Source organism: Streptococcus sp. IMAU 99161, assembly GCF_014435245.1.
Taxonomy (GTDB): Bacteria; Bacillota; Bacilli; order Lactobacillales; family Streptococcaceae; genus Streptococcus; species Streptococcus lactarius.
Genome location: NZ_JAAPAW010000011.1, coordinates 137,882 through 151,186, shown reverse-complemented (window position 1 = coordinate 151,186; position 13,305 = coordinate 137,882). Strand labels below are relative to the sequence as shown.

The window sequence follows — 13,305 nt, the reverse complement described above, 5'->3', positions numbered from 1 at the left end:
ACATTTTTCTCCGATCCATTATTTTTACATAACTATTATTATAGCAGACAATCGCTTATTTTTCAATGTCAAAGCCATAGAGAGTTGCCAGATAATCCTCTGGTTTTTCTGCCCGTCGAATCAAGCGTGCTTGCCCATTTTCTTGAAGCAAGACTTCTGCTGAACGCAACTTGGCATTGTATTGATAGCCCATTGAAAAGCCGTGAGCTCCCGTATCATGAATGACCAAGACATCTCCAATCTCCGTCACTGGGAGTTCTCGTTGTTTGGCAAATTTATCGTTGTTTTCACAAAGGCTTCCAACAATATCGACCACTTCTGTTGGTCCATCCGGACGGTCCATATTGGTGATATGGTGGTAGGCTCCGTACATAGCTGGTCTAAGAAGATTGACAGCTGAAGCATCAACACCAACATAGGTCCGATAGGTCTTCTTTTTATGGGTCACGGTCGTCACTAAAAGACCGTTAGAAGCCAGCATAAAGCGGCCAAGCTCCGTATAGATTTTGACATGACCCAGACCTGCAGGTTTAAGAATGGCATCAAACACACGGTGCACCCCTTCGCCAATTACAGCAATATCATTGGGACGTTGTTCCGGTTTATAGTTAATCCCGACACCACCAGATAGGTTGATGAAGCCCAAGTGAACCCCTGTTTTTTCGACGACTTCTACTGCCAATTCAAAGAGCTGACGTGCCAACTCAGGATAGTAATCGTTCGATACGGTATTCGAGGCCAAGAGGGCATGAATCCCGAACTCTTCCACACCCAACTCCTTTAACTCCTTAAAGGATTGGATCAATTGCTCCTTGGTCATCCCAAACTTCGCTTCTTCTGGGTTGTCCATAATATCGGTTCCCAGTTCAAAGACTCCACCAGGATTGTAGCGGCAGGAAATCACCTTTGGAATGCTGGCAACTGATTTTAAGAAGGCAATGTCTTCGTAGGCATCCAGATTGATGGTTGCTCCCAATTCCCGAGCGTAGACGAATTCATTGGCTGGGGTGTTGTTCGAAGAAAACATGATCTCTTTTCCACTAAAACCCAACTTATCCGCCATTAACAATTCAACGTAGCTGGCAGTATCGACTCCACAGCCCTCTTCTTGCAAAATTTTTAGAATAGATGGATTGGGTGTGGCTTTGATCGCAAAGTATTCTTTAAAGCCTTCATTCCATGCAAAAGCCTTGTGAAGCGCTCGTGCTGTTTCACGAATCCCTGCTTCATCATAGAGATGAAAAGGCGTTGGAAATTCTTGGATCAACTGGTCTAATTGTTCACGGGTTACAAAGGGTGTTTTCATAAGCACTCATTTCTATTCTTTAGTCCATACTAGTATAGCACAAGTTTGGGAACAAAAAAAGCCGAGGCAACTGCCCCAGCTTCATCCATCTTCATTAGTCGTTTCTTCCAAAAATTCGAACCAAACTGATAAAGAGGTTGATAAAATCAAGATACAGTTCCAAAGCCATGGCAACAGCCCAGCCTGTTGCAGGTTGACCATTCGATTGATCATAAACATAGCGGATCTTTTGATTATCCCAAGCTGTCAATCCTGCAAAGAGGAAGACGGAGATAATGCTCAAGATATAATCCATTCCAGAGCTTCTCAAGAAAATATTGACGACAGATGCGATGATCACACCGATCAAGACGCCCATCAAGGCACGTCCCATACCTGAAAGGTCTTTTTTCACAACGCGTCCAATAGCTCCCATGACAACAAACATCAAGGCGCTGACCAAGAAAGCCTTATAGACAGTCGCTTGCATGTATTGGGCAATGATAAAGCTGAGAGTAAATCCATTCAAAGCTGAGTAGATCAGGAAAATTGGAAGGGCAGACGGACTGTTTTTAACAGCCTTCCCACTTGCAACAAAGACCAAGATCAATTCTGCCGCAATAGCAATGTAATAAACCATTGGCGCAGTTGTCAGGATTTGAACGAAAAAGTCTTGAAAAACGGTCATCATAAGACCAGACACAAGGGCCGAAATCCCAACACCAATCCCTACTAAGGAATAGATTTTATTATAAAAAGCATTCAATCCACTTTGTTCCTGGATTATAGAGTCATTATACATCTAATAAACTTCCTTTCAAATTTATTTACTACGATTTTAACATTTTTCGGTGAAAAAATCTCTTTTTAGCCATCTTATGTCGTAACGGCTTGGAGGCTTCCTTGATCGCCCAGTATTTATCCACCATAGTCACCACGAAGGACTCTTTGTAACGAGGCGGAGCAAGGGTAGCCCCCCACATGTGTTTAACGATGATATCTTCTTCCCTAGCATTGAGTTCTGTAATCTTTCGCGCATTTCTTACAGCAATGCGTGGATGAACCCAGGCGTGGCTCTTTGTAAACTTGGTCTCACGCCAATCGTAATAAAATAGGTCATGTAAGAGACCACCCCGAGCCGCGCTTTTGGCATCCCAACCAAATCTTTTGGCCACCTTGTAGCTGGTGTAGCTGACGTGAATGGAATGCTCCAAGCGGTTGGAATGAATATGGTGGGGAATAGTGGATAATTTTTGAACCTTCGGGTGCTGGATCAAGTGTCCCACGTAGGTCATATATTCTTTGTCGTGATCATAATGCATTAGCTAACCACCTTTCATCGATGAGTTCTCCCAATCAGATCTCCAACAACTTTTCCTTACAGTTTCAGTATACTGCTTTTTCTCAAAAAAACCTTAAATAAAACATCAAAATTCCAGCAGCCACCGCAACATTTAAACTCTCGGCCAGACCTGGCATCGTGATATGTACGAGCTGGTCTGCTTGAGCCGCCATTTCCGAACTGATGCCCTGTCCTTCATTGCCCATGACCAGGATAAACAGGTCCATCTGAGGAAGCTGACGGTAATCGATTGACGATTTCGATAAGGTCGTCGCAAGGACCGGAGTATTGGATTTGGAAGCACGCTCAAACAGCTCAGCTCGGTCCATTTTCCAGATAGGAAGATGAAAGTGACTTCCTTGCATGGAGCGAAGGACCTTGAGACTGTATATATCAGCGGAAGCTTTTGATAGAATGACACCATCAAAGCCTGCAGCATCTGCTGTACGAATCATGGTTCCCACATTTCCAGGGTCTTGTACATCCTCCAAATAGAGGAAGCGTCCTTGTAGCTGATCAGGAAGGACGGGTTGCTCAAGAGCAATCTCTGCCACAATCCCTTGAGGGGTCTTGGAATCAGCTAACAGTTCCAAAATCTCGGGTGTCACTACTGTTACCTGATCCATCCCCTCTACCAGATCCAAAAACGCTTCTAAAACAAAGATCTGCCGGATAGGGGCTTGATAGTTCACTGCTTCTTCAAAGAGATGCCAGCCCTCAATCAGGTAGGAATCGGTTCGATATTTTTTTTGATGTAATTTTTTTGCATTTTTGATCCCATTATTGGATTTAGACGTTATAATATTCATAGGACTATTATATCACAAAGAAATCTGCTTCAGATGGATTTCTTTGTGCCTAGGAGGAAAGAAATGCAAAAGGTAAAAATGATTGCCCAAGGGCGTGTTCAAGGGGTTGGCTTTCGTTGGGGTGTCTATGCTCTTGCTCTTGAGATCGGTGGCATCACAGGGCGTGTCTGGAACAACGATGATGGAACGGTTGGCATATTAGCTCAGGCTGAAACCAGTCAACAAATGGCCAAATTCATTCAAGAAATCCGCAAAGGGCCAACTCCTTTTTCAAAGGTGTCCTATTTGGATGTCAATTTGGCAAATTTTGAAAACTTCTCCAATTTCAAAATTACAAATTAAGACGATCGACCTATTGTGTATTTTCAAAAAAAACAGTAGAATAGAGAAGTATTATTTTTTAAAAGAGGAACTATTTGTGAAAAAAAATAAATTCGTATTACTGGCAACGATGGCTCTCACTTCCCTGGTCTTTTTGTCAGGGTGTGTCGGCATCGATCGTAAAACTGGCAATCCAACTGGATTCATCTGGAATGTCCTTGGACGTCCAATGGGGGAAGCCATTAAATTCTTTGCCAACAACCTCGGCTTAGGCTTTGGACTTGGCATTATTATTGTGACCTTGATTGTCCGCTTGATTATCTTGCCACTTGGCTTGTACCAATCGTGGAAGGCAACTTACCAATCTGAAAAGATGAACTACTTAAAGCCGATCCTTGGTCCTATCCAAGATCGGATGAAAACAGCTAAAACTCAAGAAGAAAAATTGTTAGCTCAACAAGAATTGATGATGGCCCAACGGGAGAATGGAGTCAGCATGTTTGGAGGCATTGGTTGTTTGCCACTATTGATCCAAATGCCATTTTTCTCAGCTCTCTTCTTTGCGGCTCAACACACCAAAGGGATTGCTGGACAGACCTTCCTTGGAATTCCTCTTGGTAAGCCCAGCTTGCTTTTGACAGCGATCGTTGCGGTCCTCTACTACATTCAAAGTGTGCTCTCACTTCATGGGATCGAAGATGAAACCCAAAAAGAAAGCATGCGCAAAGCATCGCTGATGAGTCCAATTATGATCGCTGTCTTCTCTGTTCTAAATACTGCTGGAGTGACCCTTTATTGGGTAGTCGGTGGGGTCATCCAAATCATCCAACAATTTGTCGTTAATTACCTGATTCGTCCAAATCTTCGCAAACGTGTCGCTGAGGAATACAAAAATAATCCTCCAAAAGCAACCAGTCACCGTGTGAAAAAAGACGTTACCCCAACTGCGACAACACAACTCCAACACAAGCCAAAAAGCAACCGCAACGCAGGAAAACAACGCAATCGAAAATAGAAAACATACTAAATTCTAGTAGCATACAAAGGAGGCTGGGACAAAAGTCCTAGCCTCTTAATTATTTTTGGATTGTCGAGCAAGACGCAGTGGTTGAGTGGGCTCTACTACGCTGATTTCATCAGCTTATACAGCCCTACTCAACTATGCGGAGGTGGGACGACGAAATCGAATTCTAACGAATGACCATTTTCTGTCCCACTCTCTTTTTTGATACCGTTCAGCCAGTCACAAGAATCCTCACTCTCACAAAGAGACCCTTCTCTTTTAAAGCCAAAAAAGAAGGCTCTCCTCGAGAACCTACTTTTTTATCTTACACCGTTTTTTCTACGTTCAAAATTTTCACTTGGTAACTTCCAACCGGTGTCTCAACTGTGACTACGTCGCCTGTTTTCTTACCAATTAAGGCATGTCCAATAGGGCTTTCATTTGAGATCTTCCCAGCAAAAGCATCCGCTCCTGCTGATCCTACGATACTGTAGACTTCTTGATCGGATTCTCCAACTTCTTGAACCGTTACGGTTTTACCAATAGCGACTTCATCTACCGCTACAGCGTCACTATCAACGATTTCAGCATAACGAATTTTTGTTTCCAAGCTAGAAATTTGTCCTTCAACAAAAGCCTGTTCATCCTTGGCTGCTTCGTACTCAGAGTTTTCTGAGAGGTCTCCATAAGAACGAGCTACCTTGATCCGTTCGACCACTTCTGGACGACGAACCAATTTCAACTCTTCTAATTCTTGTTCCAATTTTTCTTTTTCTGCTAAGGTCATAGGGTATGTTTTTTCTGCCATGTTTCTTCTCTTTCTATATTTGAATGAAAAAGCTGTGGACGCGCCACATGCTTTTCCTAGTTTGAACTTGCTTGCGTCAATTTACTATTGACGTGTTCTTCTACATTTTTATTGTGTTCTTCATAAGTCTTTGCAAAGAAGACCTCACCTGTCTCAACATTTGCGACAAAGTACAAGTAATCTGTTTTACTTGGGTTCACCGTTGCTTCAATCGCTGATACCCCTGGACTGTCAACAGGTCCAGGCATCAATCCAGTATTTTTGTAAATATTGAATGGAGAATCAAGTTCTGTGTCAATCGTTGCATCTTCTTTTAGGGTCGTTTTTTGACCAAGTTTGCCTTGCGCATAAAGAATGGCAATGTTACTTTGCAGTGGCATATCTTGGTTTAAGCGGTTATAGAAGACACTTGCGATATCTTTGCGGTCCTGGTCGTTTGCTCCTTCTTTTTCAACTAAGGAAGCAAGAGTCAAGACTTCATTGACGGTGAGGTTCTTGCTTTCAAGTGTATCATAATAGGAACTTAATTTTTGATCCATCGCTGCAAGCATCTGCTCGATCATATCTTCCACTTTGGTATCTTTCCCATAATTGTATGTAGCTGGGAACAGATAACCTTCTAAGCGGTAACGAACACCTGAATCCTTACTTGGAAGATTGGCCAAGAGCTTAGGATACTTCGCTACCATCTTCTCAATAAAAGCTTCGTCTTGGACTGCCTTCAAGAAATCGTCTTTCTTGTATGGTGTCTTGCCTTTCTTCTTCGTGGAGACATCCGTAGTGATGGCTTCCGCAATCTGATCGATTGAGTAACCTTCAGGAACCGTCACCTTACCAAGAACTGGAGGTTGAGGGGTTTTGGTCCCTTCTTCCTGCAATTTTTGAATGATGGTTTCTAAATCCATACTCTTTTGCAAATTGAAATATCCAGATTTGAAATTGCTGTAGTTCTTAAACTTGGTGTAGTAGTTGAAGAACTGGCCGTTTTTCACGAGACCTTTTTTCTCTAAGATGCTTCCAATCTCACGATTACTAGAACCAGCTGGGATCTCAACCGTCACAAACTCTGTTGCATTCTTATCCATAGGTTTCAAAGCTGAATTGACATAAGTCGCAGCAAAGATCCCCGTCGCAACGATCACAACCAATAAGATGGTGACCACCGTCCGGACAATGCGTTTGGCAATCTTATTTTGTTTCTTTTTCTTTTGATGACGTGTTGAGCGTGATAGTTTGTCTTCTACTGGCTTTTGACTTGGTTCTTTAAGAGTCGTTTTTGACGGCTCGCTCCCTTTTTCATCAGCCACAGCAGGACTAGCCTCAGGCTGTTGTTCCACTTCTTCTCTTTTTGGAGGCGGTGTGGATGCTTCATCTTCTTTCGGTGAAGAAGGGGTTTCAATACTTCTATCTGGTAGATCATACTCTTTTTCAATCTTTAAAATCTGCTCGTTGGCCTCTTCTAAATCTCTGAGGATCTGCTCTTTGAAGCTTAATCCCTTCTCACTATCTTGTGATTTATCAGTCAAATAATTGACCTCCCTCATCATAATCCTTAATATTATATCTTAAAAGATTTAGAAAAGCAATACAAATCGCCCTTCTTCTTGAAAACACCTAGTTAATCAAGGTTTTTCCTTTCCCAAACCAGATTGTACCATACTTCTCCCGCATACTGAGAGTCAGACAGTCCTTCATTTGTAAAACCGTGTTTCTCATAATAAGGAATCAAATAATCATGACAGGTTAGATTGATCCCTTGACGGTCATCCTTGATAGCAATCTCCTTCATCGCCTCAAGCAAGGCCCCACCAAGACCCAATCCTTGGGCTTCTTTGGCAATGGACAGACTGGTAATAGAAATAAAGCCTTTTTCGATATGGCTCAGATCTTCTACCTCTGAAAAGGAGGAATCGATCAAATAGCGCTCTGGTCTAACAGGACCTTCTAGATAGCCTAAAATCTGGCCTTTGCTCTCTGCTACTAGAAAAGTCGAGCGAATGGTTTCAATGTGATCTCGTAAAATCTCACGTGCTATTGCTTCTTCTGCAGAAAAATTCTCCTGTTCAATACGCTCAATAGCATCCAAATCATCTAGTCGAGCTTGTCGAATGGTCAAGTTTTCTTTCAATTTCTTTTCCTTTTAATCCCTAGCAAATACCAGAAAATGCTGGATTCATTTTTTGTGTCCGACAGCAATGTGAGCCTGAAATCACGCGATTCCAGACTCACTTTTTTTATTGTACACTATGTGTCAAGCTTGATAAGAGACGCTCGAATGAGTATTCATAGGTTTGAATATCCCCGGCTCCCATAAAGACATAGACTGCATTGTCATGATCCAGCAAAGGAGAGACATTCTCAGCTGTGATAACGGCTGAGCGTTTCACAATCTTGGCTTCCAGATCTTCCACCTTGACATCACCATGGTCTACTTCACGCGCAGAACCATAGATCTGAGCCAAATAAACCGCGTCTGCTTGGTTCAAGGCATCTGCGAACTCATCTAAGAGGGCAATGGTCCGTGTAAAGGTGTGTGGTTGGAAAATGGCTACAATTTCCTTGCTTGGGTATTTTTGACGGGCCGCATCTAAGGTTGCAATAATTTCTGTTGGATGATGCGCAAAGTCATCAATAATAACGGTTCCATTGACCACCTTTTCAGTGAAACGGCGTTTCACTCCCGCGAAGGTCTTCAAATGTTCGCGAACAAGGTTCAAGTCAAAGCCAGCAATGTACAACAAGGCAATGACAGCTGTTGCATTCATGATATTGTGGCGACCAAAGGTTGGAATATGGAATTGACCCAAATCTTCCCCATGGTAATGCACGCTAAAGGTTGATCCGGTTGTGGAACGAAGAAGGTTGCTCGCTACAAAATCGTTGTTTCCCTTGTCAAAACCATAGTAATAGATCGGTGCTTCAGAGGTAATCCGACGCAACTCCTTGTCTTCTCCGTAGATGAAGAGACCCTTACTGATTTGTTTGGCATAATCGTTAAAGGCATTAAAGACATCTTCTAAGCTCGTGAAGTAGTCTGGGTGGTCAAAGTCAATATTGGTGATAATGCTGTACTCTGGATGGTAAGGCATAAAGTGACGTTCGTACTCATCTGATTCGAAGACAAAGTATTTGGCTGCGGCAGAACCACGACCAGTCCCATCTCCGATCAAGTAGCTGGTGTCTGTAATGTTCGATAGAACGTGTGAGAGCATCCCCGTCGTTGAAGTTTTGCCGTGTGCACCTGCAACCCCCATACTAACAAAGTCACGCATAAACTCTCCAAGGAATTCATGGTAACGTTTATAGGTCAAACCGTGTTCATCCGCATAAGCAATCTCAACATTGTTGTCCGGACGGAAAGCATTTCCGGCAATGAGAATCTTGTCTCCCTCTAGGTTTTTCACATCAAATGGGTAGATTTGAATTCCTGCCTGTTCCAAGCCACGTTGTGTAAAGTAATACTTGTCAACGTCTGACCCTTGAACAGTATGTCCCATTTGGTGAAGCATGAGCGCCAAAGCACTCATACCAGCTCCTTTAATTCCAATAAAATGGTATGTTTTAGACATGTTCTCTCCTTATTCTTCATCTAGATGCGTCAGATCCAATTCTTGTTTGATTGGCTGAGGTTTTAGCTTCTTTTGATCGTGATTGTAGATCTGACTGGTTTTTAAGAAGTCGTAATTATTTTTTTTCTTATCAGTAGGATCTACTACTTCCTCTTCCTTGGCTGGTTCAATATTGGCAAGGATCAGCTGGTCTTGTCGCAACCGTTTACTGTACTTCAATAATTCACCAGGGTTTTCTTTTTGAAAAGGAGCCGTTGGTTGAGTAGATTTGCGCTCTGAAATGAACGGTTTTTTTCGATTGGCCGTTGTAGAGGATGGATCTGTAGTCAGATAAGGTGCCGTGCGTTTCTTTTTCAGATCCTCACGCGCCCGCTCTCTTGCTTCTTCTGCATAGCGATTGGCTGGGCTTTTCTTATCTATCGGTTCTTTAAAATCCGGTTTTCTAACAGGACGTCTTTTTGGTAGAGGCTCCTCTAGCGGTTGATGATAGGGATGCTTAGGCTTGGTATTTTGGGCAATTGGCTGCCACTCCAAATAATTTTTATCCACGTACTCTCCCGTGATGTTACTGATCAAGTCCGTCTCATCATAGAGGTTCATGTGGGGCATCTCTGTTAACATTACCTCATTATCCCCTACCTGAGGAAAATATTTTTCTGTCATGCTTTCTTCCTTTCGACACTCCATTTATTATAAACTATTCACAGAATTTTTCAAGCTATTCTGATTGAATTCCAAGAATCTCACGAATTTCTTCCACAGATAGACTGGAACGTGTTTCCGTTCCGTCCAGAATTGTTGAGACCAAGTGTCTTTTAGAAGCTTGAAGCTCTTGGATTTTTTCTTCAATGGTCCCTCTGGTAATCATTCGATAGACTTCTACATTTTGGTCTTGCCCCATTCGGTGGGCACGGCCGATCGCCTGATCTTCCACGGCAGGATTCCACCACAAATCAACTAAAATAACGGTATCAGCACCTGTTAGATTGAGCCCAACCCCTCCAGCTTTTAGAGAAATGAGAAAGGCAGTGCGTTCTCCACTATTAAAGGCATTGGTCATTTCCTGACGTTCTTTAGCAGGAGTCGATCCTGTAATTTTAAAGGAGGTCATCCCCAATTTCACGATTTCTTTTTCTAAAATGTCCAACATACCTCTAAATTGGGAGAAGATAAGGACGCGATGATTGCTATCCTGGATTTGCGCCAGCAGGTCTCGAAGACTTTCTAATTTACCACTTTCACCTTGGTAGTCCTCCATAAAGAGGGCCGGTGTATCACAAATTTGGCGCAAACGCATGAGACCAGACAGAATTTCTACCTTGCTTCTGTTTAATTCTTCATCACTTGACGTTCTTACTCGATCTTGAATCTGCTTTAATTGGGCCAAATAGATCGTTTTTTGCGCTTCATCCAACTCATTGTGATAAGTGGTTTCAATCAAATCAGGTAGTTCCTTCAGCACCTCTTCTTTTTTCCGCCGCATCACAAATGGTTTGACAAAGCGGGCAATGGTCTCAGGACTTAATTTTTGGAATTCTTTTCTCGCTGGAAATAGGCCTGGGAGGACAATCTGAAAGATGGACCAAAGTTCTCCTACGTGATTTTCAATTGGTGTCCCAGACAAGGCAAAAACATGCGCTACATCAAAGCCTCGGAGGTGTTGAGCAATTTTTGTTTGGGCATTTTTCATGACCTGAGCTTCATCCAAAATCAGGTATTCATACTGATTCTTTTGGTATTCTTCCACATCTTGGCGGAATGAAGCATAACTGGTGATGACGACCTGTGGATTCGTCGCAATGATTTCATCACGATGCTGCTTCAGGCCATAAACAACCGCAACCTCCAATTGAGGAGCAAATTTTGAGAATTCTTGCTTCCAGTTATAGATGAGACTAGACGGCGCTAAAATCAAAATCTTGGTATCTTTTTGAACAATGCTCGTCAAAAAAGAAATGGTTTGGAGGGTTTTCCCAAGCCCCATATCATCCGCTAAAATACCGCCAAAACCGTAATGATTCAGCATAGAGAACCATTTGATTCCCGTTTCTTGGTAATCTCTAAGAGTGGCTGTTATAGCCATCTGAGGGAGCGAGTAGTCTTCAGGATGTGTTAAATCATGAGCTAGGTGTTGGAATTCCTCAGAAAAATGGACATTCGCTTGGTTTTCTAATAATCCTGTTAGTTCATAGGCCGCAATTCGTTGCGTCTGCAGTTTGCCACCCTTGGTCATTTTTGCCCGTAACTCGACTAAGGAACGACTGATCTTTTTCGTCTCTTCATCAAAGACAAGTACCTTTCCCGTATGGCTGACAAAGTAGTCTTCTTGGCCCACTAAAGCTTTTAGGACCTGGTCTACCTCAGCCGGATCAATACTTGCAAAATCAAAACCAATTTCAAGCAAGCGACCATTGGTCTGGACATCAATTTTAGGACGTTCGACTTGATAGAGCTCCAAGAGGCGATCCGATAGTGTCACCTCGCCAATCGCTTCAAAGGATGGAATTTGCTGGTGAAAGAAGGGGTAGATTTGCTCACTCGACAACGAACCTCTTTGGGAAGAAAAATCATCTGTAAAGCCTGCAGCCAGCATAGTTGAAAAGACCTCTTGCTCCTTATCAAAATCACTAGAATAAGGGAGGTTTAGCAGTTCTTCACGCGAACTCACCCTACGATCCTTAAAGCGAAAAACCATATCCAATAAAATGGTCCGATCCTGAGCCAAATCAAAATAGAATTCCGGCGTAAAATCATGGATCAAAAAGCTGGTCGGCGCCTGAATAGGACCCAGTTTTTTAAACTCTTTTAAACTATAGGCCAGCTTTGTCTGGTCCGCCGGATCAAAATGCAGGCGTTTCTTTTGATCCTGATCCATTGGTAAGTCTTGGATCGCCTTCCAGAGTGTCCTTTGTTGCGGAGTCAAATGGTAAAAAATTCCATTTTGAAAAAGATAATCCCCCGCTTCAACCACCTTAACCTGAGGCTCCGTAATCATCAATTCATAATATTCTCCATGATCCTCTACTTGAAAGTTAAAGAGAGCTTCGTCACCATGGATATCTTGAAAAAAGACTTCTTGAAAATCATACAAGCTGTATTGTAGGAGAAAAGAGTCTAGGCTCATTAGTAAGTCCACAGCTTCTTCAAAGAGACTAGGCGGAAAATAAAGATGACGTCCTGCATTGGGGAAAAAATCTTGCTCTTTGGTCGTACGATCAATGACCAAGCCCTGTAGAAAACGAATCAGATCTTGGCTGGCTTCATCAAATTCCAAGTAAGAAATCGGTTCATAGTAGCTTTTACCAATCGCAAAATGTCCTTCTTTTTGAAGGGTCTGCAAGAAAGCTAAGATATCACGAATCACGTAAGAACGTTCGTCTGGCAGACGACGGATACGAAGACTCCATAAAAATTGACCAGAAAAATCATCCTCATGTCCAACGGTTGATAAGACATAGCGAGTTTCTTTTTTTTCAATTTTTGGAAGGACTTGATCTAAAAATAAACGGCCAAAAGAGACTTTTTCTTGGGTCTCTTCGGTCGCGCTCGCATCTTCTTCCAGACTGGTAAGAGCTGTTTTCCCCTTGTCGTCATTTTTCAAGTAGGCCTCAACAGCTGCCAAATGCGTACAGAATTTTTTCTTTTGAAAGAAGGCACAACTACAAAAGATCGCCTCGTCATCTAAACTGTAGCGCAAATTTTCGTCTTCTACTCGAAAATAGAGGTACTTATCTTTCACTTCCTGAAGGGAAACTTTCCCTGCTTCATAGAGAAGGCTCCCTTGTGAACGAACCTTCCCAGGAATTAATTTTGCCATGTTTACCACCTTATATTCATCCCTTTATTATACCATATCCATAGAAAAATAGGAAAAGATAGTCATCATCTTGAAAGGATTTTAGCCCATTTTAGATAAAAAAAGCTGAGACCAGATTGTCCCAGCTTTTCAACTGATTTCGTAACAAGAAAGGTCTCCTTGTAAACCTATCTCTTGTTTTTCGATTCTAAAAAGAGAGAGTGGGACAGAAATCAGTCATTCGTTAGAATTCGATTTCGTTGTCCCACCTCCGCACAGTTTTGAGTAGGGCTGTTGAAGCTGATGAAATCAGCGTAGTAGAGCCCACTCAACCACTGCGTCTTGCTCGACAATCCAAAGACAATTGAGAGG

Annotated in this window: 12 protein-coding genes; 2 read left to right on the top strand and 10 right to left on the bottom strand. The window is 42.5% G+C overall.

Annotated elements, in window-relative coordinates; translation table 11 throughout:
• Positions 1-55: 55 nt before the first annotated feature.
• From HA044_RS06285 to HA044_RS06270, 4 genes are all read right to left on the bottom strand, one after another.
• The gene (locus HA044_RS06285; RefSeq protein ID WP_187540266.1) at positions 56-1,306 is read right to left on the bottom strand and encodes a diaminopimelate decarboxylase; all 1,251 of its coding nucleotides are present in this window, start codon (positions 1,304-1,306) and stop codon (positions 56-58) included.
• A gap of 94 nt (positions 1,307-1,400) precedes the next feature.
• Positions 1,401-2,087 (bottom strand): Bax inhibitor-1/YccA family protein, encoded by a 687-nt coding sequence (locus tag HA044_RS06280; RefSeq protein WP_187540264.1) that lies wholly within the window; start codon positions 2,085-2,087, stop codon positions 1,401-1,403.
• 28 nt (positions 2,088-2,115) lie between these two features.
• The gene (locus HA044_RS06275; RefSeq protein WP_187540262.1) at positions 2,116-2,607 is read right to left on the bottom strand and encodes an HD domain-containing protein; all 492 of its coding nucleotides are present in this window, start codon (positions 2,605-2,607) and stop codon (positions 2,116-2,118) included.
• Between the two features lie 82 nt (positions 2,608-2,689).
• Entirely contained in the window at positions 2,690-3,436 is a 747-nt protein-coding gene (locus HA044_RS06270) for an RNA methyltransferase (protein WP_187540261.1), read from the bottom strand.
• A 63-nt stretch (positions 3,437-3,499) separates the two neighbouring features.
• On the opposite strand from HA044_RS06270, the gene HA044_RS06265 reads away from it, so the two are divergent.
• The gene (locus HA044_RS06265; RefSeq protein ID WP_187540259.1) at positions 3,500-3,778 is read left to right on the top strand and encodes an acylphosphatase; all 279 of its coding nucleotides are present in this window, start codon (positions 3,500-3,502) and stop codon (positions 3,776-3,778) included.
• Positions 3,779-3,854: 76 nt separating this feature from the next.
• Positions 3,855-4,772 (top strand): membrane protein insertase YidC, encoded by a 918-nt coding sequence (yidC, locus tag HA044_RS06260; RefSeq protein ID WP_187540257.1) that lies wholly within the window; start codon positions 3,855-3,857, stop codon positions 4,770-4,772.
• A gap of 313 nt (positions 4,773-5,085) precedes the next feature.
• Here the strand turns inward: yidC and greA are convergent, their stop codons facing one another.
• The 6 genes from greA to HA044_RS06230 all read right to left on the bottom strand — a co-directional run bounded on the left by greA (position 5,086) and on the right by HA044_RS06230 (position 12,954).
• Positions 5,086-5,568, bottom strand: a complete 483-nt coding sequence (greA, locus tag HA044_RS06255) for a transcription elongation factor GreA (RefSeq protein ID WP_187540255.1) — start codon at positions 5,566-5,568, stop codon at positions 5,086-5,088.
• 56 nt (positions 5,569-5,624) lie between these two features.
• On the bottom strand, positions 5,625-7,115 hold the full coding sequence (mltG, locus tag HA044_RS06250; RefSeq protein WP_187540253.1) for an endolytic transglycosylase MltG: 1,491 nt from the start codon (positions 7,113-7,115) through the stop codon (positions 5,625-5,627).
• 71 nt (positions 7,116-7,186) lie between these two features.
• The gene (locus HA044_RS06245) at positions 7,187-7,684 is read right to left on the bottom strand and encodes a GNAT family N-acetyltransferase (protein WP_316250442.1); all 498 of its coding nucleotides are present in this window, start codon (positions 7,682-7,684) and stop codon (positions 7,187-7,189) included.
• 118 nt (positions 7,685-7,802) lie between these two features.
• Positions 7,803-9,137, bottom strand: a complete 1,335-nt coding sequence (murC, locus tag HA044_RS06240; RefSeq protein ID WP_187540249.1) for a UDP-N-acetylmuramate--L-alanine ligase — start codon at positions 9,135-9,137, stop codon at positions 7,803-7,805.
• 9 nt (positions 9,138-9,146) lie between these two features.
• Positions 9,147-9,800 carry a cystathionine gamma-synthase gene (locus tag HA044_RS06235; protein WP_187540247.1) on the bottom strand — a complete coding sequence of 218 codons (654 nt, stop codon included), beginning with the start codon at positions 9,798-9,800 and terminating at the stop codon, positions 9,147-9,149.
• A 55-nt stretch (positions 9,801-9,855) separates the two neighbouring features.
• A complete protein-coding gene (locus tag HA044_RS06230) occupies positions 9,856-12,954 on the bottom strand; it encodes a DEAD/DEAH box helicase (RefSeq protein ID WP_187540245.1) in 3,099 nt (1,032 codons plus the stop codon).
• Positions 12,955-13,305 lie beyond the last annotated feature (351 nt).